The sequence below is a fragment of the Sphingomonas sp. genome, assembly GCF_964263785.1.
Taxonomy (GTDB): Bacteria; Pseudomonadota; Alphaproteobacteria; order Sphingomonadales; family Sphingomonadaceae; genus Sphingomonas.
The window spans coordinates 1-19,965 of record NZ_CAXVWL010000132.1 but is presented as its reverse complement, the minus strand read 5'-3'; the positions used below and the strand labels follow the sequence as shown (position 1 = coordinate 19,965).

General features: G+C 69.9%; 19 protein-coding genes and 1 tRNA gene. 6 read left to right on the top strand and 14 right to left on the bottom strand.

Annotation, left to right across the window (positions count from 1 at the left end; genetic code table 11):
• Positions 1-195: 195 nt before the first annotated feature.
• From ACE5C1_RS17065 to ACE5C1_RS17050, 4 genes are all read right to left on the bottom strand, one after another.
• A complete protein-coding gene (locus ACE5C1_RS17065) occupies positions 196-519 on the bottom strand; it encodes a LysR family transcriptional regulator (RefSeq protein WP_374945276.1) in 324 nt (107 codons plus the stop codon).
• Between the two features lie 208 nt (positions 520-727).
• Complete coding sequence (recF, locus tag ACE5C1_RS17060; protein WP_374945275.1) at positions 728-1,768, bottom strand: DNA replication/repair protein RecF; 1,041 nt, start codon at positions 1,766-1,768, stop codon at positions 728-730.
• Positions 1,769-1,797: 29 nt separating this feature from the next.
• Complete coding sequence (locus ACE5C1_RS17055) at positions 1,798-2,559, bottom strand: Coq4 family protein (protein ID WP_374945274.1); 762 nt, start codon at positions 2,557-2,559, stop codon at positions 1,798-1,800.
• Positions 2,560-2,659: 100 nt separating this feature from the next.
• Positions 2,660-2,733, bottom strand: a tRNA-Gln gene (locus tag ACE5C1_RS17050).
• A 157-nt stretch (positions 2,734-2,890) separates the two neighbouring features.
• Here ACE5C1_RS17050 and ACE5C1_RS17045 point away from each other — a divergent pair.
• Complete coding sequence (locus ACE5C1_RS17045) at positions 2,891-3,940, top strand: Ppx/GppA phosphatase family protein (RefSeq protein WP_374945273.1); 1,050 nt, start codon at positions 2,891-2,893, stop codon at positions 3,938-3,940.
• On the top strand, positions 3,937-4,608 hold the full coding sequence (locus ACE5C1_RS17040; RefSeq protein WP_374945272.1) for an RlmE family RNA methyltransferase: 672 nt from the start codon (positions 3,937-3,939) through the stop codon (positions 4,606-4,608). The genes ACE5C1_RS17045 and ACE5C1_RS17040 overlap by 4 nt, the downstream gene beginning before the upstream one ends.
• A 27-nt stretch (positions 4,609-4,635) precedes the next feature.
• Here ACE5C1_RS17040 and ACE5C1_RS17035 read toward each other — a convergent pair whose 3' ends face one another.
• Complete coding sequence (locus ACE5C1_RS17035; RefSeq protein ID WP_374945271.1) at positions 4,636-5,298, bottom strand: MBL fold metallo-hydrolase; 663 nt, start codon at positions 5,296-5,298, stop codon at positions 4,636-4,638.
• A gap of 80 nt (positions 5,299-5,378) precedes the next feature.
• Between ACE5C1_RS17035 and pabB the strand changes: the two genes are divergently transcribed.
• The 3 genes from pabB to ACE5C1_RS17020 all read left to right on the top strand — a co-directional run bounded on the left by pabB (position 5,379) and on the right by ACE5C1_RS17020 (position 8,654).
• On the top strand, positions 5,379-7,157 hold the full coding sequence (gene pabB / locus ACE5C1_RS17030) for an aminodeoxychorismate synthase component I (RefSeq protein WP_374945270.1): 1,779 nt from the start codon (positions 5,379-5,381) through the stop codon (positions 7,155-7,157).
• A gap of 32 nt (positions 7,158-7,189) precedes the next feature.
• Positions 7,190-8,389, top strand: a complete 1,200-nt coding sequence (locus tag ACE5C1_RS17025) for a pyridoxal phosphate-dependent aminotransferase (protein WP_374945269.1) — start codon at positions 7,190-7,192, stop codon at positions 8,387-8,389.
• Positions 8,390-8,519: 130 nt separating this feature from the next.
• Entirely contained in the window at positions 8,520-8,654 is a 135-nt protein-coding gene (locus ACE5C1_RS17020; protein ID WP_374945268.1) for a hypothetical protein, read from the top strand.
• Between the two features lie 52 nt (positions 8,655-8,706).
• On the opposite strand, the gene ACE5C1_RS17015 is transcribed toward ACE5C1_RS17020, so the two are convergent.
• The 6 genes from ACE5C1_RS17015 to ACE5C1_RS16990 all read right to left on the bottom strand — a co-directional run bounded on the left by ACE5C1_RS17015 (position 8,707) and on the right by ACE5C1_RS16990 (position 14,272).
• Positions 8,707-9,396, bottom strand: coding sequence for a GIN domain-containing protein (locus tag ACE5C1_RS17015; RefSeq protein WP_374945267.1), 690 nt, complete (start codon positions 9,394-9,396; stop codon positions 8,707-8,709).
• Positions 9,397-9,436: 40 nt separating this feature from the next.
• Positions 9,437-10,171, bottom strand: a complete 735-nt coding sequence (locus tag ACE5C1_RS17010) for a head GIN domain-containing protein (RefSeq protein WP_374945266.1) — start codon at positions 10,169-10,171, stop codon at positions 9,437-9,439.
• A 110-nt stretch (positions 10,172-10,281) separates the two neighbouring features.
• Positions 10,282-10,821 carry a CarD family transcriptional regulator gene (locus ACE5C1_RS17005; RefSeq protein WP_374945265.1) on the bottom strand — a complete coding sequence of 180 codons (540 nt, stop codon included), beginning with the start codon at positions 10,819-10,821 and terminating at the stop codon, positions 10,282-10,284.
• 294 nt (positions 10,822-11,115) lie between these two features.
• Positions 11,116-11,457: a ferredoxin FdxA gene (fdxA, locus tag ACE5C1_RS17000; protein ID WP_374945264.1), complete on the bottom strand. Its 342-nt coding sequence runs from the start codon at positions 11,455-11,457 to the stop codon at positions 11,116-11,118.
• Positions 11,458-11,493: 36 nt separating this feature from the next.
• Positions 11,494-11,775: an RNA-binding S4 domain-containing protein gene (locus tag ACE5C1_RS16995; RefSeq protein ID WP_374945263.1), complete on the bottom strand. Its 282-nt coding sequence runs from the start codon at positions 11,773-11,775 to the stop codon at positions 11,494-11,496.
• 7 nt (positions 11,776-11,782) lie between these two features.
• Complete coding sequence (locus tag ACE5C1_RS16990; RefSeq protein WP_374945262.1) at positions 11,783-14,272, bottom strand: helicase-related protein; 2,490 nt, start codon at positions 14,270-14,272, stop codon at positions 11,783-11,785.
• Positions 14,273-14,477: 205 nt separating this feature from the next.
• On the opposite strand from ACE5C1_RS16990, the gene ACE5C1_RS16985 reads away from it, so the two are divergent.
• Positions 14,478-15,959, top strand: a complete 1,482-nt coding sequence (locus ACE5C1_RS16985) for a M23 family metallopeptidase (protein ID WP_374945261.1) — start codon at positions 14,478-14,480, stop codon at positions 15,957-15,959.
• Between the two features lie 373 nt (positions 15,960-16,332).
• On the opposite strand, the gene ACE5C1_RS16980 is transcribed toward ACE5C1_RS16985, so the two are convergent.
• The 3 genes from ACE5C1_RS16980 to ACE5C1_RS16970 form a co-directional block, all read right to left on the bottom strand.
• Complete coding sequence (locus tag ACE5C1_RS16980) at positions 16,333-16,989, bottom strand: hypothetical protein (protein WP_374945260.1); 657 nt, start codon at positions 16,987-16,989, stop codon at positions 16,333-16,335.
• Between the two features lie 427 nt (positions 16,990-17,416).
• Positions 17,417-19,069 carry an ATP-binding protein gene (locus ACE5C1_RS16975; protein WP_374945259.1) on the bottom strand — a complete coding sequence of 551 codons (1,653 nt, stop codon included), beginning with the start codon at positions 19,067-19,069 and terminating at the stop codon, positions 17,417-17,419.
• Between the two features lie 68 nt (positions 19,070-19,137).
• Positions 19,138-19,866: a TIGR02186 family protein gene (locus ACE5C1_RS16970; protein ID WP_374945298.1), complete on the bottom strand. Its 729-nt coding sequence runs from the start codon at positions 19,864-19,866 to the stop codon at positions 19,138-19,140.
• Positions 19,867-19,965: the final 99 nt, after the last annotated feature.

Sequence of the window (19,965 nt, the reverse complement as noted above, 5' to 3'; positions counted from 1 at the left end):
CGAAGATATAGGCACGAGGGGGCCGACAGGGAAGCGAAATGGCCGGTTGCGGTGGCCGTCCGACGTTGACACGGTTGACGCCCAAACGGGTGTTTGCGCCCCCTGCACCGCCGAAGCGCCTGCCAGGCGTCCACGACGCGACACCTGTGCGACATCGGAGCGCCGTATGCGCGCCACCCAAGCGTCGCGCGGGCGTCACAGGCGCGCCACCTCCGCGACCGGAACGCCTCCGGCAGGCTGCGTCGGCGCGCCGCCTGCCGCATCGGCGGCGAACGGATCGGCGAGGCGCTCGGCGTGCACCGTCAGCGCATGATCCCAGGTGCGATCGAATGGCGTGCCGGCGAGCCGGACGCGCAGCCGGTGCGCGCTGGACCGCGACATGCCCGCCGCCCGCGCCGCGCGCGCGACGCTGCCGGTTTCGACCAGGCAATGGAGGAAGATTCGCTGCCTGGCGGGAGTCCAATGCGCGCGCGGCTGGACGGGCGCGGGCGGGGCGGCGATGGCGGGCGAGTCGGTCATGGACCAGGGTGGATCACAAGCGCGGCGTGTAGGACAGCGGCTTCTGTTGGTCGGCGTGCGCGAACTATTGTCCGGTTTCAACGGCAGACGTCGTCCTTCTTAGCCCTCTCCCGCAGGCGGGAGAGGGCTAAGAAGCAGGCCTTTTCCTTTATCAATCGTCGGGTTGGGTCGGCTCTCCACCAACATCGCAAGCAGGCGCTGCCGATTCCTACCCTCCCAGCCCGATCCGCGTCGCCGCCCCCGCATCCGCGAAAAGCCCCTCTTCGGTCCCCGTCATCCACACCTGCCCGCGCCCCTGCAACCGCGCGAACAGCCCGGCGCGGCGCGCGGGGTCGAGGTGCGCTGCGACCTCGTCGAGCAGCAGCACCGGCGCGCGGCCGACCCGCTCCGCCACCAGGTCCGCATGCGCCAGCACGATGCCGAGCAGCAGCGCCTTCTGCTCCCCGGTCGAGGCCAGCGCGGCTGCCTGCGCCTTGTCGACATGGGTGACCGCCAGATCGGCGCGATGCGGCCCGGCGAGCGTCCGCCCCGCCGCCGCGTCGCGCGCGCGGCTCCGGCGCAGTGCCTGGGCGAGATCGTCGGGAGTCGCCTCTCCGGCCAGCGCCACGGTCGCGCGCGGGAACACGCCCGGTGCCTGCGCCGCCAGCACCGCGCCGAGCAGCGCCAGCGTCTCGCGCCGCGCCGCGTCGATCGCGGCGCCATGCTCGGCCATCCGTGCCTCCAGCGCGCCCAGCCAGTCGCCATCGGGCGCCGCGTCCGCCAGCAGCCGGTTGCGCGCGCGCATCGCCGCGTCGTAGCGCGTGGCATGCACCGCATGGCCCGGGAACAGCGCCAGCACCAGCCGGTCGAGAAACCGCCGCCGCTCGCCCGCGCCCTCGACGAACAGCCGGTCCATCGCGGGGGTGAGCCACAGCACCGTCACCCGTTCGGCCAGCGCGGCGGCGTTGGCGGCGGCGCCGTTGACCCGGACGATGCGCCGCTCGGGGTGTGAGACTTGCGTGCCGGTCGCCAGCGCGGTCTCGTCGGCAAGCGTCGCCGCCACCCCGAAGCCGCCGGTCCCGCCGATCCGCGCCATCGCCGACAGCGCCGCACGCCGCAGCCCGCGCCCGGGCGCCAGCAGCGACACCGCTTCGAGCACGTTGGTCTTGCCCGCGCCGTTCTCGCCGAACAGCACGACGAAGCCGGCGCCCGGCGCCAGCGTCAGGTCGGCGTGGTTGCGGAAATCGGTCAGGACCAGGCGCGTCAGCATTGCAGCGCCTGTGTAGCGAACCCGGCGGGTTAGGCGAGTGCGCCCGTTTGCGCCTTCTGGGCACTGGCATAGGACGCCATCTGCTCGCCGAGCTCCGCCTGCGCATGCTTGTACGCCACCGGTTCGGCGATGCGCAGGCGGGCTCGCGCCGCCTCCAGCGGCTCGTGCATCAACGCCTCGTAATCCTCGCCCATCAGCCACGCCGCCTTGCGGCCGTGGCGATAGCCCTCCCACACCGCTTTGGCGAACAGCGTGCCGCCGGTCACCCGCATGCTTTTCAGCGCCGCACCCGCGCCGATGAACGCCCAGCCGAGCCCGCCGGTCTGCGCATAGCTGAACGCGACCAGCGCCGCCTCGCCCATCGTCTCGTCGGCCTTGTAGCCGGTCAGCACGTGCCAGATGTCGTGGACGTCGCGCGTCCGCCTGCCGAACCACGCATAGGGGTGCTCGATCAACGCCACGCCGTCGAGGTTCGAGATTTCGGCCAGTCCGGCGGCGGTATAGCCGGTCTCCGCCAGGAACGCGCGGTACGCCGCGCCGACGGTGCCGGGTGCGAAGCCCGCGATGAACGCGGGGTCGGAAAAGCGTTCGGCGAGTTCCACCCGCCGGTACGCCAGCCGCGGGCCGTCCGCAGTCGCCATCAGCTGCGCATATTGCCGCGGCGTCTGGTTGCCGTTGAGCGAGCGCATGATGACGAACACCTGCGTCGTATCGTCGCCATTGGCGAGCAGCTTGCGCAGTGCCGATGCAGCCGCGCGCCAATCGCGGCGGGGAACCTGATAGGTGGTCATGACGAGCCCTCTACTGACACTCGTGTAAATAGTCGGTGAACACGCGCGCGTCAACGGTGCACCGGCAAGCGCGAAAAGCCAGGGATTCGAGGGCGGTAGCTGGATGCCCCGTGAGGATTCGAACCTCAATAGGCGGTATCAGAAACCGCAGTCTTACCATTAGACGACGGGGCAACAGCGGGCGCGCATCTAGGCTCGGGGAAGCGGGGTGTCAACGCCGTGCGCCGCCGCCTTGCTCGAACCCGCGGCGCGCGCTACGTCTGCGGTCAAGCACCGAACGCGGGGGCCAACCCTCGCGCGACGGCAGAACAGAACAAGCGAGTCACACGGCATGGGCGATGCATCCGCCGACCTGCCGTACCGGCAGGATCCCCCTGCCCGTCCGGCCTTTCCCCGGCCCCCGCGCGGGCGCTGGCCGGAGGCGCGCTATTATGCCGCGCTCGATCTGGGCACCAACAATTGCCGCCTGCTGATCGCGCGCCCGCAAGGGCCCAATGGTTCGGGGGGCTTCGCGATCGTCGACGCCTTCTCGCGCGTCGTCCGGCTGGGAGAGGGGCTCGCGGCGACCGGGCGGCTGAGCGACAATGCGGTCGAGCGCACGCTGGCCGCGCTGCGCGTCTGTTCGGACAAATTGCGCCGCCGCGACGTGACGCTGGCGCGATCGGTCGCCACCGAAGCCTGCCGCCGTGCCGCCAACGGCGCCGAATTCATCGCCCGCGCGCGCGCCGAGACCGGCATCCACCTCGACGTCATCACCGCCGAGGAGGAGGCGCGGCTCGCGGTGCTCGGCTGCCATGTCCTGATCGAGCCGGGCGACGATCCGGCGCTGGTCTTCGACATCGGTGGCGGGTCGACCGAGGTGGTGCTCGTCGACACCCGCGACGCGGTGCCGCGGGTGCTCGACTGGCATTCGGCGCCTTGGGGCGTCGTGTCGCTGACCGAACATGCCGGTGGCGGCGACGATGCCACGGAGCGCGCGCGCGCCTATGGGCGAATGCGCGCGCTGGTGACCGACAGTTTCGCCGATTTCGCCGCGCGGCTGCCGCAGGTCGCGACACCGCGGCTGCTCGGCACGTCGGGGACGGTGACGACGCTGGGCAGCGTCCATCTGGGGCTCAGCCATTACGATCGCTCGGCGGTCGACGGGCTGATCGTGCCCGCCGCGGCGATGCGCAAGATCAGCACGGACCTGTCGGGCATGTCGCTGGTCGAGCGCGCGCGCGTTGCGTGCATCGGCAGCGAGCGCGCCGACCTGGTGGTCGCGGGCTGCGCGATCCTGGAGACGATCCTCGATTTCTGGCCCGCCGACCGCCTGGGCATCGCCGATCGCGGCATCCGCGAGGGCATATTGCGCCGCCTGATGGGGAGCGTAAGGCCATGAGCAGGGGCGGCTCGGGCGGCCGGGTGCGGGTCAAGACCGGGCGCGGGCGCACCGCGGCATCGAACCGCTGGCTGGAGCGACAGCTGAACGACCCCTATGTGCGCAAGGCGCGCGCGGAAGGCTATCGCAGTCGTGCCGCGTACAAGCTGATCGAGCTCGACGAGCGGTTCGCGTTGCTGAAGGGCGTGCGCCGCGTCGTCGATCTCGGCATCGCACCGGGCGGCTGGAGCCAGGTGGTGCGCCGGCAGGTGCCCGCCGCCGCGATCGTCGGCATCGACCTGCTGCCGGTCGACCCGATCGACGGGGTCGAGATCCTCCACCTCGACTTCATGGACGCGCGCGCGCCCGAGCTGATCGCGGCGGGGCTGGGCGGCGCGGCGGACCTGGTGCTGTCGGACATGGCCGCCAACACCGTCGGCCACCCGCAGACCGATCACTTGCGCACGATGGGGCTGGTCGAGGCGGCGGTGGAGTTCGCGTGCGAGATCCTGCGCCCGGGCGGGGCGTTCGTCGCCAAGGTGCTGGCCGGCGGCGCGGATAACGATCTGGTCGCGATCCTCAAACGCAACTTTACCGCCGTGAAGCATGCCAAGCCGCCCGCGAGCCGCAAGGATTCGTCCGAATGGTACGTGATCGCGCAGGGGTTCAAGGGGCGCGTGGAGGCTTGACGTTTACCTCCACGGAACGGGGAAGTATTATTCGGCCAACGCCCGGTCGCTCACGAACATATTATTCCGCCGCTCATGTGCGAACGTACTCGCCGCACCGTGCCCCGGGATGAACGTCGTCGCATCGCCCAGCGGCCACAGCTTGGTCACCACCGACTCGATCAGTTGCGGATGGCTGCCCAGCGGAAAGTCGGTGCGCCCGACCGATCCCTGGAACAGCACGTCGCCGACCAGCGCCAATTGAGAGGGCGCATGGTGGAAGATCACGTGCCCCGGCGTGTGCCCGGGCGTCTCGTAGACGTCGAGCGCGAGGTCGCCGACGCTCACCATGTCGCCCTCGACCAACCAGCGGTCGGGCTCGAACACCACCCCGCGGATGCCGTAGTTGCGGCCGTCCTCGTCGAGTCGGGCGAGCCAGAAGCGGTCAGCCTCGTGCGGCCCCTCGATCGCGACTCCCAGCTTGTCGGCCAGCGGCTTGGCCTCGCCCGCGTGATCGATATGGCCGTGGGTGAGCAGGATCTTCTCCACGCTCACCCCGGCCTGCGCGATCGCCGCCTCGATCCTGGGCAGGTCGCCGCCGGGATCGACCACCGCGGCCTTCATGGTGCGCGTGCACCAGATGACGGTGCAGTTCTGCTGGAGCGGGGTCACGGGAACGATGGTGACCCGCATCGGTGGCTGTGTGCTCATGCCCCGCAGATAGGCGGCGGACGCCAGTGCGGCAATCCGCGCTTGCCGCAGGGCCCGTGGCGCGTGCATCTGTTGCGGCGATGCTTGCCGCACCCCCCTTCGTCCTGCTCGACGACGCTCGCGACGGCGGCGCACCCGCGCGGCTGTATGCCAAGCCGGTGCGCATCGTCGCAGCGCACGCGCCGGGCGAGGTGCAGGGCGTCCTCGACGCGGTACGCGCGGCCACCCGCGGCGGCCTGCACGCAGCGGGCTTCCTGGCCTATGAGGCGGGCGAGGCGTTCGAGCCCGCCGCCGGGCCACTCGCCGCCCCCGAGACCCCGCTCGCCTGGTTCGGTCTCTTCGAAGGATATGAGACGCTGGACGACGTCACCGCGCGCCTGCCGGATGCAGCCGGCGCGTGGATCGGCGCGGTCGAGCCCGAGGTCTCGCGCGACGCCTATGATGCGCAGCTGGCCGAGGTCCTGGGGCTGATCGCAGCGGGCGACCTGTACCAGGCGAACCTCACCTTTCGCGCACGCGTGCCGCTCCAGGGCGATCCCCTCGCGCTCTACGCCCGCCTTCGCGCCGCGTCCGGGGCAGGCTGGGGCGCAGTCGTGAACACCGGCGCGCAGACTCTGCTGTCGCTGTCGCCCGAATTGTTCTTCGCGCTCGACGGGGGCCGCCTCACCTGCCGCCCGATGAAGGGCACCGCGCCGCGCGACGTCGATCCCCAGGCCGACCGCGCCGCCGCCGCCGCGCTCGCGACGGACGAGAAGCAGCGCGCCGAAAACCTGATGATCGTCGACCTGATGCGCAACGACCTCGCGCGGGTCGCAGTGGCGGGCTCGGTCAAGGTCCCCGACCTATTCGCGGTGGAGACCTATCCCACCGTCCACCAGATGACGTCGAGCGTCACCGCGACGTTGAGCGATGGCAAGGACGCGGTCGACGTGCTCGCCGCGCTGTTCCCCTGCGGTTCGATCACCGGCGCGCCGAAAGTCCGCGCGATGCAGGCGATCGCGGCCATCGAGCGTAGCCCGCGAGGTGCGTATTGCGGCGCGATCGGGCGGGTCGACGCCGCCAGGAACGCGAGCGGCGGCGGCGCGATGTTCAACGTCGCGATCCGCACGCTGACGGTCGCGAACGGCGCCGATCACGCAACGCTCGGCCTGGGCTCGGGCATTGTCGCGGACAGCCGGACCGACGACGAATGGGCGGAATGCCACGCCAAGGCGGCGTTCCTTCACGCGGGCACCCGCGCGTTCGACCTCATCGAGACGATGGCGTTCGATCCCGTGGATGGCATCCGGCTGCTCGAACGCCATCTGGAGCGGATGCGGATCAGCGCCGGGACGTTCGGCTTTCCCTTCGATCGCCATAGCGCGCGCAACGAGCTCCAGGCCGCGACCTTCCGCCTGCGCGGCTCACGCCGCGTACGGCTTCTCCTCTCGCCCTCCGGCGCGGTCGCGGTCGAGGTGTCGCCAATCCCGCCCGCTCCCGCCGCGCCGGTCGAGGTCCGCGTCGTGCCGCTCCCCGTCGCACCGTCCGACATCCGCCTGCGCCACAAGACCAGCGACCGCGGCTTCTACGACAGCGCGCGCGGGTCCGCGTTCGAGGTCGTGTTCGAGGCTCCCGACGGCACCCTGACCGAGGGCAGCTTCACCAGCCTGTTCGTCGCGCGCGACGGCACCCTCGTCACGCCCCCGGCAGGCGCGTTGCTGCCGGGCGTGCTGCGCGCCGAGCTGCTGGCGACCGGCCGCGCGCACGAGGGTGTCGTCACGCGGGCCGATCTCGATCGCGGCTTCTTTGTCGGCAACGCGCTGCGCGGTCTTCTGGCAGCGGTCGTTTCGGATGGCGCACGACCGGCTGCCTCGCTATAGGGCGCGGCGTCTCCAGCCCAGAGGGCCGCTCCATGCACCAGTCCGCCGCGCTCGCGCGCATCAGCCCGTCGCCGACGCTGGCGATCACCACGCGCGTGATGGAATTGAAGCGGGCCGGAGTCGACGTCATCGGCCTGGGCGCGGGTGAACCCGATTTCGACACGCCCGATTTCGTCAAGGATGCCGCGATCCAGGCGATCCGCGATGGCAAGACCAAATACACCAACGTCGACGGCACCCCCGAGCTGAAGGCCGCGATCGTCGCCAAGTTCGCGCGCGACAACCAGCTGACCTACACCCCCGACCAGGTCAGCGTGAACGTCGGCGGCAAGCACACGCTGTTCAACGCGATCGTCGCCAGCGTGAACCCCGGCGACGAGGTCGTCATCCCCGCGCCTTATTGGGTCAGCTACCCCGACGTCGTCCAGTTCGCCGGCGCCACCCCGGTGTTCGTCGCGGCGGGCCCCGAACAGGGCTACAAACTGACGCCGGAGGCGCTTGATGCTGCGATCACCCCGCGTACCAAATGGGTGATCCTGAATTCGCCGTCGAACCCGACCGGCGCGGGTTACACCGCCACCGAGTTGAAGGCGCTGGGCGAGGTCATCCTGCGCCACCGCCAAGTCTGGGTCCTCGCCGACGACATGTACGAACACATCGTCTACGACGGCTTCGCCTTCGCGACGATCGCGCAGGTGGTGCCCGAGCTGTATTCGCGCACGCTGACGGTCAACGGCTGCTCAAAGGCGTATGCGATGACCGGCTGGCGGATCGGCTATGCCGCAGGCGCGCCGTGGCTGATCAAGGCGATGGCCAAGCTTCAGTCGCAATCGACCTCCAATCCCTGCTCGATCGCGCAGGCCGCCGCCACCGCGGCGCTGAACGGCGACCAGTCGTTCCTTGCCGAGCGCAATGCCGCGTTCCAGCTTCGCCGCGACCTGGTCGTGTCGATGCTCAACGCGATTCCCGGCATGCACTGCCCGACCCCGGAAGGCGCGTTCTACGTCTATCCGTCGTTCCCCGGACTGATCGGCAAGACCGCGCCGAACGGCCGCGTCATCGACACCGACGAGGCATTCGTCGGCTATCTGCTCGACGATGCGAAGGTCGCCGCGGTGCAAGGCGCCGCCTTCGGGCTCTCGCCAGCGATGCGGATCAGCTATGCGACGTCGGACGCTTTGCTGCGCGAGGCGTGCGCGCGAATCCAGGACGCCTGCCACAACCTGCGGTGAATGCGCGTGTCACGCATCGTTCATCGCACCGTTTCTAGAAACGGCATTGTCGCGGGAGCGGTGGGACACGATCTGCATTCTCGACATCCGATGCGGCGTATCCCGCTGCATCCCCGAACGAGAACCGATCATGACGAGCGTCCTGAAATCCAGCTTCTTCCGCCGCTTCGCCGGTGGCTTCCTGCTCGGCACGATCGGCATGGTCGCGCTCCAGCCCGCCGCAGCTGGGCACTTCGTCACCAGCCACATCCAGGCGGTGCGTTAGGGTCTACATCGATCCTCCCCCTTGCGGGGGATCGTCACGTCTCAATACAGTCCTAAGGATTCCCGCACACCACATCGCCGCCCGCGGGCGCGCGGATCGTGCAGGTCGCGTTGCCCGTCACCACGACGCGCCCCAGCCCGGTCATGCTGATCGCCGCCTGATAACGCGCCTGCGCCCGCGTCTCGCCGGGTCCGTCGACCCGCACCGTCAGGTCGTCCGTCGCCAGCCCGGCGGCATCGATCTCGCCCGGGCCGTTGGTCGACAGCCTGGCCTTGATCGCACGCCCCGCCAGCGCGATCGATCCGCCGCCGACGACCAGCGCGTCGGTCTGCTGCGCGTCCATCCCCTCGACCGCGATCTCGCCGGTCCCCGCCACCGACAGGTTCGCGCGTTCGGTGTGCATGCCCGCGACGGTCAGCTTGCCGCTGCCCAGCATCGCCACCGACGCCAGCGTCTGCGTCGACAGCGTGACGACGACCACCGGCGACACGGCACGCACGGCCGCATCGTTGCTGCGCCGGCGAAGGTAGAGCGTCGTGCCCTCGACCCTGAGGTCGACCATATCGAGCGCGCGTGCGTCGCCCGACAGCGTGGCGCGCGGCGACCGGCCTGTCGCGATCCGCACGTCGAACGCGCCATCGATCCGCACCCGGTCGAAGGTGCCGATGCCCACCGGACGATCGGCCGCCGATGCCGCGGCGGCGGTGCAGAGCAACAGGGCAGCGGTAGCCAGACGGATCATCGCGCCTACGTTCCACCGCAGCCGCCGCGATGCAAGCGAATCAGCGACCGCCGCAGCGCACCGTCCCCGATCCGTGGCTGCGCGTCGTGCAGCGCGCGCCCGGACCCAGATCGACATCGCCGGAGCCCGCCAGGTCGACCTGCGCGTCGCCGGTGACGCCTGCGCGCACATTGCCCGAGCCCGCGACCGACACCTTGGCCCCGTTGCTGCGCAGGTCGGCCGCATCCACATTGCCCGATCCCGCAATGTCGACGGTCAGCCTTCGCGCCGTGCCCGCTGCCTTCACGTCCCCCGATCCGGCGATCGACAGCGAGGCGGCGTTCACCTGCATCGCGGCGATGGCAAGCCCGCCCGATCCCGCGATCGCGCCATCGAAGCGCTCGCCCTCGACCCGGTCGATCGCCACGTCGCCCGAACCCGACACCTTGGCGCCCGCGATTTGCGGCATCGTCACCAGGACCTTGACGGTCCCGCTACCCCAATGGAAACCGCGTCGATCGATACGCAGCGATTTGCCGTCGCGCGTAACGCGAAGCTGGTCGAGCATGTCGGAGGGCCCCTCGGCCCGCACCGAAAAGCCGCTGCCGACCCGCACGTCGACATCGTCGGCACCGCGCAGGTCGACCGTGTCGAAATCGGCGACCGCGAAGGTCCGCGCATTGCCCGATCCGCTGGCCGGTGCGCCGGGGCCCTGCGCATCGGCATCGCCGCTCCCGCCGATCGAGCAGGCGGCAAGCACGATGGGGGTCAGGGCGGCGAAGATCGAACGGCGCATGGCATCCTCCTGTGTATTGCCGTCTTAATACACCGCTACCGCTGCTCGCGCAAACGAAAAAGGGCGGCTCCTTGGCGGAGCCGCCCTTTCCGACACCGACCGCGCGGAAATCAGACCGCGACCTTTTCCTTGTTGTAGATCGCGGCCGAGGCACGGAGGATTTCCAGGATCTTCTCCTGCGCGCGCGGTTCGTCGACCTCTTCCATCGCCGCCAGCTCGCGCGCAAGGCGGCTGGTCGCGCCTTCGAAGATCTGCCGCTCGGAATAGCTCTGCTCGGGTTGGTCGTCGGCGCGGAACAGGTCGCGCACCACCTCGGCGATCGACACCAGGTCGCCCGAGTTGATCTTCGCCTCATATTCCTGCGCACGGCGCGACCACATCGTCCGCTTGACCTTGGGCTTGCCCTTGAGCGTATCCAGCGCCTCGCGCAGCGTCTTTTCCGAGGACAGCTTGCGCATGCCGACGCTTTCGGCCTTGTTGGTCGGCACCCGCAGCGTCATCCGTTCCTTCTCGAAACGCAGGACATAGAGCTCGAGCGTAAGCCCGGCGATCTCCTGCTTCTGCAGCTCGATCACCCGGCCGACGCCGTGCTTGGGGTACACCACGAAATCACCGACATCGAACAACAGGGGCTTGGGCGCAGCAGCCATGAAGGGCCTTTCACGTATCTTTCCCACGACCGCGGAGGCGAACGATCTCGGTACGCCGTGCGGGTCGCGTGAAAAGGGGATGGTCAAACGTCATCGGGCGCAGGTCGGCGTCCGTCCCGCTCTATGTAGCAGTTCCGCAACAAAATTACCAGCGGGGCAGTTTTCCCCGCTCACGCGGAGGCGGTACCGGCCCGCTCCCCCACCCGGCCACCCATAGAATATCCCGTTGGGTGGCCGGGTAGGGGAGCGGGCCGGTACCGCGCTGATCCCGCTACACCGGATCAGCAAAAACGCTTAATCCCCGGCGCCGGGTTCGGGCGAGAAGAATTTGTCGAACTTGTCGGGCAGCCCCTTGAACGCGTCCGCATCGGGCGGCGTCTGCTGCGCGTTGCGGGTGACGTTGGGCCATTGCGCCGAGAAGGTGGTGTTGAGCTCCAGCCACTGCTCCAGCCCGCTCTCGGTATCCGGCAGGATCGCCTCCGCCGGGCATTCGGGCTCGCACACGCCGCAGTCGATGCATTCCGACGGATTGATGACGAGCATGTTCTCGCCCTCGTAGAAGCAGTCCACCGGGCACACTTCGACGCAGTCCATGTACTTGCAACGGATGCAGGCGTCGGTGACGACGTAGGTCATGGTTTTGCAATACCTCTGGGCGCGAACGCGACGCTGCTATGCGGGGTTCCCCGTAGCGTCAAGAACGGGGGCCCCGATCTCGTCGTAGCACGCCCGCGCCTCGGGCGCCGGGCCGCGGCGCGGGGGCAAGGCGGCGACCCGCAGCACCCGGACATCGCCGTTGCAGATAAAGGTCAGCACGTTGCCGACCCGGACCGCGGCATGCGCGCGGTCGACCGCACGCCCATCGATCCGCACCCGCCCGTCCGCCGCGATCGCCTGCGCGGCGGAGCGCGTCTTGGCCACCCGCACGAACCACAAGAAGCGGTCGAGGCGCATGGCTCCTTCAGGCACCGCGCACCATTTCCGCCAGCTCGGCAAAGGCATTCCCCGGCACCGGCGTGACGGTCACCGCGCGCGCCGGAGGCCGCCCTCGCCAGACCCACCGCGGCATGTCGCCCGGCAATTCCTTGAAGCCGAGCTCGACCATCAGCCGCTCCAGCGTCGCGGGCTCCAGCCCGATCGACAGCGCCAGCGCGGGATCGGGCGCGAACGGCGCACGGCCCTTTCTGGCATCGTGCGCCGCACGCGCCACCCGCTCGACCAGATCGACGCGCACCGCCTGGCATCCCAGCGGGCGAAACCCCGCCGCCAGCATCGCCGCCGGCGCATCGCGCGGCAGCACCGTCGCGCCGTCGGGTGCTTGCGGCAGCTGCTCGCCCCGCAACCCCAGCAGCATCCGCCGCCAGCCCGCACCCTCGGGCTTGAGCAACCGCGCGTCGAACACGTCGAGCGCACCGATCGTCAGCCCGGCGCTGCGCAATTGCCGCCGCTCTTCGGGAGACAGCGCCTCGACTGCGGCGCGGATCGGCAGTCGCGCGGTCAGGCCAGCCCCTGCCTCGACCGCCTGCGCCACGACGCGCAGCGCGGAGGTCGCCGCGGGATCGCGCGCCATCTCGGCAAGTCGCACGAGCCCGCCCGCCTTGCGCGCGAGCGTTGCCCCGATCCACCGGGTCACCCGCGCCGCGACGCCCTCGCGCACCGGCTTGTCGAGGCAATCGAGATCGCGGTGGACGACGATTCGCGGGCTCGCCAGCGATCGCCCCGCGGCCAGCTTCGCGACCGCATGGCCTTGCCAAAGGATCGCGCCCGCCGCATCGACCGACAGCGCCGCGTCCTCGCACGCGACCAGCGCCGCCGCCCGCCGCGCGCGCTCGCCCGCCAACCTTTTCTCTGCGGCGGCGAGCAGCATCCGCATATCCGCCGCGCGCGCGCCGGGCTCCGCGGTAAAGCGGAAGCCGTCGAGGCGGCCGATGGCGTGTTCCTCGACCAGCACCTCGCCCTCAGCCCCGATCGTCACCGGCAGCACGCCTGCGTCGGCGCCGATCCGGCGAATGAGGGCAGTCGTCCGCTTGTCGACGAAGCGCTGGGTCAGGCTCGCGTGCAGCCCGTCGGACAGCCGCTCCTCGATTTCGCGCGTCCGCTCCGCCCAATGCGCCGGATCCGCCAGCCAGTCGGCGCGCTGCGCGATATAGGCCCAGGTCCTGACCTGCGCGACGCGGCCCGCGATCGTCTCGACATCGCCCGCGATCGTGTCGAGCCGCGCGATCTCGTCGGCGAACCATTGGTGCGGCAGATGTCCGTGCCCTTCCGACAGATAGCCGAACACCCGCGCGACGAAGCGCGCATGCGGGTCGATCCCCGCCTTGCCGAAATCGGGAATGCCGCACGCCGCCCATAGCCGCGCCACCATCGCGGGCCGGCGCACCCGGTCGCGCACCCACGGCTCGTCCGCCAGGCGTTTCAGCACCGACAGGTCGATCGCCGGCGGCGCCGCGCGCAGCACGCCGGGCTCGGGCGGCCGCTCCAGGCTGGCGACCAGCGCGTCGATGCTGGTCATATCCGGCTCGCCGTCGCGCCAGTACAGGTGATCGAGCCGCGGAAAGCGATGCTCCTCGATGGCGAGCACCTCCTCGGGCAGGAACGCCCCCGGCCCTTCCTCGACCAGCGCCCCGAACGTCCCGTCGCGCTGGTGCCGCCCCGCGCGCCCCGCGATCTGCGCCATTTCGGCGACGGTCAGCCGCCGCTGCCTGCGCCCGTCGAACTTGCTGAGGCCCGCGAACGCGACATGCGCGACGTCCATGTTCAGCCCCATGCCGATCGCGTCGGTCGCGACCAGGTAATCGACCTCGCCCGCCTGGAACATCGCGACCTGCGCGTTACGCGTCCGGGGGGAGAGCGCTCCCATCACCACCGCCGCACCGCCGCGCAAGCGCCGCAGCATTTCCGCGACCGCGTACACTTCCTCCGCCGAAAACGCGACGATGGCGGATCGCTTGGGCAACCGGCTGATCTTTTTCGCCCCCGCATAGGTCAGCGTCGAGAACCGCGGGCGCTCGACGATCTCGGCGTCGGGCACCAGCGCGCGCACCATCGGTTTGAGTGCCGCCGATCCCAGGATCATCGTCTCGTCGCGACCGCGCGCGCGCAGCAGCCGGTCGGTGAAGACGTGGCCGCGCTCGGTATCCGCCCCCAGTTGCGCCTCGTCGAGCGCCAGGAAGCCAACTTCGCGATCCGGCATGCTTTCCGCGGTGCACAGGAAATAGCGCGCATCCGGGGGCACGATCTTCTCTTCCCCCGTCACCAGCGCGACCAGCTTGGCGCCCTTGATCGCGACCACCCGGTCGTACACTTCGCGCGCCAGCAGCCGCAGCGGAAAGCCGATCGTGCCGCTCGAATGCCCGCACATCCGCTCCACCGCCAGATGCGTCTTGCCGGTGTTGGTCGGCCCCAGGACTGCCGTGACCTTTGGCGCGATCCCGCTGTGCGACGTCATGCGCACAACATCGGCGGTGCGCACCGATCATGCAATGGACTCCCGCATCGTTGCCACATCCCGGCGCACCCACGCCACGGCTCGTCGTCATCGAAGTCGTGCCGTGACAGGGTTAATTTGACTTTAGCACCTCGCCTTCACAACGCTGCCACCGGCGCCGGGGGGAACGGCGACGCGTAATCGAGGGCAGCCGTCCGCCGTGTTCATGCCGAGCGATCAGGGACTGGAACTTGCCGGCGGCGGCACGCGCGCCTTCGGCCGTCCGTCCGCGCCGCGCCTGCCCGCCGCCCGCCCGCTCGCGGACCGCCTTCATGCCGCCCGGCTTCATGCAGTCGACTGGGTGCCCGATCTCGGCGCGCGGATCGGCACGCGGGACTGGTGGCGCGGCGCGGCCACCTGCCTGACGCTCTGCGCCGCCGCGGTCGCGCTGTCGCCCGCCGGCCTCGCGCCGGGCTGGCGCACCATCCCAGGCGTGGTCGCCGCCCCGCTCGGCGAGGCCGCGTGGGACGAGACCCGCGCGCAAGGCATCGCGCCCTTGGCATGGGGCGCCGACACCGGCCGCCGCATGGCCGCCAACGACCTGGTCGCGCCGCTCGCCGAAACGCCCGAGCGCCCGAGCGTCGAACTCTCCGCGACCATCGGCGAAGGCGACGCGTTCGACCGCGCGCTGGTGCGCGCCGGGGTCGGCCGCACCGACGCAAAGGCCGCCGCCGATCTGGTAGCCGATGCGGTCGGCCGCGGCGACATCGCCGAGGGCACCCGCATCGCGCTGACGCTCGGCCGCCGCCCCGACCGCACGGTCGCGCGCCCGCTCGAATCGCTCAGGATGCGCGCCCGCTTCGACCTCGCGGTCACGCTCACGCGCGCAGGGAACGGCCTGACGATGACCCGCCAGCCGATCGCGATCGACCACACGCCGTGGCGCATTCAGGGGCTCGTCGGCGCGAGCCTCTATCGCTCGGCGCGCGCCGCAGGGGTCCCCGCCAAGGCGGTGGAAAGCTACATCAAGGCCTTGGCCACTCGCCTGTCGATCGGCCGCGACGTCGACGCCGCCGACACGTTCGACATCGTCATCGAACGCGACCGCGCCGCGACCGGCGAGACCCGGACCGGCGACCTGCTGTTCGCCGGCCTCGACCAGGGCCGCAAACGCATCCAGCTACTTCATTGGGGCAAGAACAACGACTGGTTCGACGCGGACGGCCAGACCGAGCGCCGCGGCACGATGGGGCTGCCGGTCGCGGGCCGGGTGACGTCCACCTTCGGGATGCGGATGCACCCACTGCTCGGCTTCATGCGGATGCACAAGGGGATGGACATCGGCGCACCCTACGGCACGCCGATCTATGCCGCCATGGACGGCGTCGTGGCGTCGGCCGGGCGCAACGCGGGCTACGGCAATTTCGTCAAGCTCGCGCACGCCGGCGGCCTGGCCAGCGGCTACGGCCACATGAGCCGCATCGCTGTCGCGCGCGGCAACCGGGTCCGCGTGGGTCAGGTGATCGGCTACGTCGGGTCTACGGGCATGTCGACCGGCCCCCACCTCCACTGGGAAGTCTGGCGCAACGGCGCCTCGGTCAACCCGCGCAGCATCGCCTTCGCCCAGGTCGGCCAGCTCTCGGGTGCCGCCTTGCGCGCGTTCAAGGCGAAGGTGGCGGGGCTGCTCGCGGTGCGACCGGGGAGCTGAGCGGCGCGGCCGTACGGTGCCGAGACAACCGCGCCCGGCTGCTTGACGATTTCAGTCTGCATCGCTCGGGCGGGTCGACATTCAGCGGATCGGTCGCAAATTCCTCCCCGGAAGGGTAGGGGAAGTGCAGGGTGGAACGCGCCCCGCGTGTTCAAGAACCGTCCGGGGGACGGGTCGACCCTGCGCTCCGCAAAGCGGTGGCGGAGGGGGATCGCCACGAGCGACACCGCCCGCGGAGAACCCCCTCCGCCGGCCTGCGGCAGGTCCCCCTCCCCTCCGGGAAAGAGTTGCTGAAGATCGACCCAATACAGACCAACACTTGGGAGTCCTGGTCTATGGACGCCTGCCGCCGGTATCGAACGGCTTGGCCGGTCTACAGGCTGATGCTTGTGCCGACTGCCCAACCCGCAGGCTTGAAATCGGAGGCCAGCCACTCGATCGCGTACACTTCGGGCGCCGCACCGATGTGGTTTGCGACCGCGAGGATCTTGGCATAGCCCGCGCCGGGATCGCAGAAGAACACCGATACCCCTTGAGAGGTAGTCGGCTTGTTGCGGGTATGGTGATAGACGGCATGGCCCTTGTACTGAATGCCGCCAAGCGCTTCGCCTGCCTTGTCGCCGCCCGGATGCCCGGTGATGTAGTTCGCGCACGACAGCGCCGCCATATTGCTGACGTTGCGGCCCGATCGCCCCTTGATGATGTCCGCGATCTCCTGCTCCGTGAGGTCGCCGGCGGTACCGCCCGTCGCGACCCTGATCGGCTTCTTCTGCCGTTTCGCGCCCGGCAACGTGATCTGCGGAACAAGGTTGAACACTTGATTGTGCATTCCGGCGTAGCGCACGCTTCCTCTCCCCCTCCAAACACCTGCGAAGTCGGTCTTCGGCAACCAGGATACGATGGGGATGTGTGACGTGCAATACTTTCGGCGGGTGAAAATCGCTGCGAAACGACTGCCCGGCGACTCTGATGGCGAGGACATCGCCCAGCTTTCCAGGTACATACGGCGGCGACTCGCGATGAACGGCATGGTCTTGTTCTTCCAAGCCGACCGGAAGCCACGGACAGCATCTTGCCGGACTCAGCGGACAGCGCGACTCGGCTCAAGGTCTACTTGGCGCATGCGACCGAGGACACGCCGACAATGCGGCTGCCTGCGACCCGCCACCGCGGACATGCGCTCGACGTCCCGTCCGGTGCCGACCATGCCTCCCCCGGATCGGCGCGCTCACCCCACGGCAGCAACCCACGCGCCGACCGCCTGTCCTACAAGCCCGAACCCGTGCATGGTCGCGTCCGACTCGGGTGTCCGCCCGGGCGCGCTCATTTCCATCGCCGCGAGGATCACGCCGCAAGGATCACGGGGGCAATGGCCGCGATGGGCGGCAACTTCGCCAACTTCCGGGCCTGCGCCCGTAGCCGCGTTGGCCTCACCTTAGCCTCACCTTCCGCGTGCCTCAGCGCCCCTGCGCGCGCCAGCGGGCGATGGTGCGGCTGATGATCTGGTCCTCGCCGCCCGATTCGCACCACAATTCGGAGAACAGCGGGTCGCTCGATGCCGGCCGCTTGGCCTCGTCCAGCGCGTCGAACGACACGCGAATGGGGATCGACACGCCCTCGCCGCAGACGATGCCCTCGCGGTTGCGCAGCGCCGGGATCGAATCGAGGAACCCGCGCGCGCCCTCCGGCATCGCGGCGCGGACGAAGGCCTGGTCGCGGTCGTTGTTCAGGCGCATCGCGATGATCGTGCCGCATTGCGACAGCACGCCCTCCGCCAGGTCCGACGGCCGCTGCGTCACCAGCCCCAGGCTGACGCCGTATTTGCGCCCCTCCTTGGCGATCCGCCCCAGGATGCGCCCGACCGAGGAGCTCGCGCCGCCGCTGCTCGGGATGTAGCGATGCGCTTCCTCGCAGACCAGCAGCACCGGCCGCTGCGGCTCGTTGCGCGACCAGATCGCATAATCGAAGGTCGTCCGCGCCAGCACCGCCACCACCACCGACGTGATGTCGGACGGCACGCCCGACACGTCGACGATCGAGATCGGCTTGCCCTCCCCCGGCATGCGAAAGATGCGCGCCAGGAACGCCGCCATCGTGTCCGCGACCAGCATTCCTGAGAACATGAAGCCGTAGCGCGGATCGGCCTTGATCTCCTCGACCTTGGATTTCACGCGCAGGTACGGCGCGGTGTCGCCGGCGCGGTCCATCTTGCCCATCTCGTTCTGGATCAGGCTGGTCAGGTCGCTGAGCAGGTACGGGATCGGCGCGTCGACGGTCAGCTTGGCGATCTCCTGCCCCAGCCGGTTCTTGGCGCGTGCCGCGAGCAGGCATTTCGCCAGGATGTCGGCATCGACCTGCCGCTCGGACCCTTGCGTGGTGAGGAACACCTCGCAATGCTCCTCGAAGTTCATCAGCCAATAGGGCATCGCCAGGTTCGACACGTCGAACAGCGCGCCATTGCCCTTGAACGCCGCGGCATATTCGCCGTGCGGGTCGATCATCACGACATGGCCCTGCGGCGCCAGCTCGCAGATGCGGTGGAGGATCAGCGCCGCCGTCGTCGACTTGCCGGTGCCGGTCGAGCCCACCAGCGCGAAATGCTTGCCGAGCATCGCGTCGATATAGAGCGAGGCGCGCACGTCGCGGGTCGGATAGACCGTGCCGATGCCGATGCTCGCACGGTCCTCGGCGGCATAGACCTGCTTCAGGTCCGCGGTCGTCACCGCGAACACGTCGCACCCGGGCACCGGATAGCGGGTCACGCCGCGGCGGAAATTATAGAGCTTGGCGGTCAGCCGCTCCTCGTCGCCTTCGCCCAGGAAGTCGATGTCGGCGACGATCCGGTCGCTCGCCACGCCCTCCAGCGCCAGGCTGCGGACGTTGGCGACCAGCCAGGCGGGGCCGACGCGCATCTTGATCTGGCTGCCGACCTGCCCCGCGCTCGCCGCGACCAGATCCTCGTCGTCCGCGCTGCCCATCAACGCGGCGCGATCGAAGACGACGCGGCTGCTCGATCCCGCCACCGCCAGCACGAACCCGATCGGCTCCTGCTCGTCGCGCGCATCGCGCCGGGCGCGGTCGAAGACCTCAGATCGGGGCATTTCGGTCATGCGGTATCCTTGGCACTCATGGTGCGACCGTACGGCACAAGTGGTAAAGAAGGCGTTGTGCGCTCACCTCAGCGCCGCCCGGCGATCCACCCCGCCAGCCAGCCGAGCCCGATCGACAGCGCCACCGCGACCAGCCCATATAGCCAGGCCGACCGGTCGGCGGCGCGGGCGACGAAGCGTTCGAACCCCGATTTGCGGATGTCGATGTCGCGCACCGCCGCTGCCAGCACGCGCCCGTCGCGGATCAGGAAGGTCTCGGCGGTGAACCGCCCCACCGGCACGCGCGCCGGGATGGTGACGCGGGCCCGGTACAGCACGCCATCGGTGATCTCGACGCTGCGCGGCGCTTCGTAATACAGGCCGGCGCGGCGCTTGAGGTCGACGAGCCCGCGGCTGAACCGGTCCTGCTCGCCCGACGGCGCGCTCGAGGCTGGCGACAATTGCAGGCTGTCGAGCCCCAGTTCGTAGATCGCACGGGTGCGCTCGTCGACCAGCCGGTCGATCGGCTTCGACGAGGCGATCGCGTAGAAGGACGGCGCCGAGCGATAGCGCAGCCGCGCGGCGTTGACCCAGATGCCCGCGACCTTCTCCTTCTCGCGCATCAGGATCGACTGGGTCGGCCCCTTCACCACGACGACGATGTCGGCGGATCGCTCCGCCGCCGCCACCCGCCCGCCGGGATACAGGATCGCCCCGAACAGCAGCAGGTCGGCGCCGGTGAAGCTGTAGACGATCTCGACCTCGCGCTGCGACACGTCGGGGACCAGAACGGGCTTGGCTTGCGCGGTCAGCAGCAGCGCCGCGACTGTCGCGCAAACTCGCGAAAGAGCGAGTTTGCGTGCGGTGCCGGCCCGCTCCCCCACCCGGCCACCCACACGGTATCCTGATGGGTGGCC

Coding starts and splice junctions, on each gene's coding strand:
- ACE5C1_RS17055 (WP_374945274.1), bottom strand. CDS start 2,559: ATGACCACCTATCAGGTTCCCCGCCGCGATTGGCGCGCGGCTGCATCG.
- ACE5C1_RS16990 (WP_374945262.1), bottom strand. CDS start 14,272: ATGACGTCGCACAGCGGGATCGCGCCAAAGGTCACGGCAGTCCTGGGG.
- ACE5C1_RS17010 (WP_374945266.1), bottom strand. CDS start 10,171: ATGCGCCGTTCGATCTTCGCCGCCCTGACCCCCATCGTGCTTGCCGCC.
- ACE5C1_RS17035 (WP_374945271.1), bottom strand. CDS start 5,298: ATGAGCACACAGCCACCGATGCGGGTCACCATCGTTCCCGTGACCCCG.
- ACE5C1_RS17025 (WP_374945269.1), top strand. CDS start 7,190: ATGCACCAGTCCGCCGCGCTCGCGCGCATCAGCCCGTCGCCGACGCTG.
- ACE5C1_RS17045 (WP_374945273.1), top strand. CDS start 2,891: ATGGGCGATGCATCCGCCGACCTGCCGTACCGGCAGGATCCCCCTGCC.
- ACE5C1_RS17015 (WP_374945267.1), bottom strand. CDS start 9,396: ATGATCCGTCTGGCTACCGCTGCCCTGTTGCTCTGCACCGCCGCCGCG.
- ACE5C1_RS16975 (WP_374945259.1), bottom strand. CDS start 19,069: ATGACCGAAATGCCCCGATCTGAGGTCTTCGACCGCGCCCGGCGCGAT.
- pabB (WP_374945270.1), top strand. CDS start 5,379: ATGCTTGCCGCACCCCCCTTCGTCCTGCTCGACGACGCTCGCGACGGC.
- ACE5C1_RS17020 (WP_374945268.1), top strand. CDS start 8,520: ATGACGAGCGTCCTGAAATCCAGCTTCTTCCGCCGCTTCGCCGGTGGC.
- ACE5C1_RS17005 (WP_374945265.1), bottom strand. CDS start 10,821: ATGGCTGCTGCGCCCAAGCCCCTGTTGTTCGATGTCGGTGATTTCGTG.
- ACE5C1_RS17040 (WP_374945272.1), top strand. CDS start 3,937: ATGAGCAGGGGCGGCTCGGGCGGCCGGGTGCGGGTCAAGACCGGGCGC.
- ACE5C1_RS16985 (WP_374945261.1), top strand. CDS start 14,478: ATGCCGAGCGATCAGGGACTGGAACTTGCCGGCGGCGGCACGCGCGCC.
- fdxA (WP_374945264.1), bottom strand. CDS start 11,457: ATGACCTACGTCGTCACCGACGCCTGCATCCGTTGCAAGTACATGGAC.
- ACE5C1_RS16980 (WP_374945260.1), bottom strand. CDS start 16,989: ATGCCGTTCATCGCGAGTCGCCGCCGTATGTACCTGGAAAGCTGGGCG.
- ACE5C1_RS17065 (WP_374945276.1), bottom strand. CDS start 519: ATGACCGACTCGCCCGCCATCGCCGCCCCGCCCGCGCCCGTCCAGCCG.
- ACE5C1_RS16995 (WP_374945263.1), bottom strand. CDS start 11,775: ATGCGCCTCGACCGCTTCTTGTGGTTCGTGCGGGTGGCCAAGACGCGC.
- recF (WP_374945275.1), bottom strand. CDS start 1,768: ATGCTGACGCGCCTGGTCCTGACCGATTTCCGCAACCACGCCGACCTG.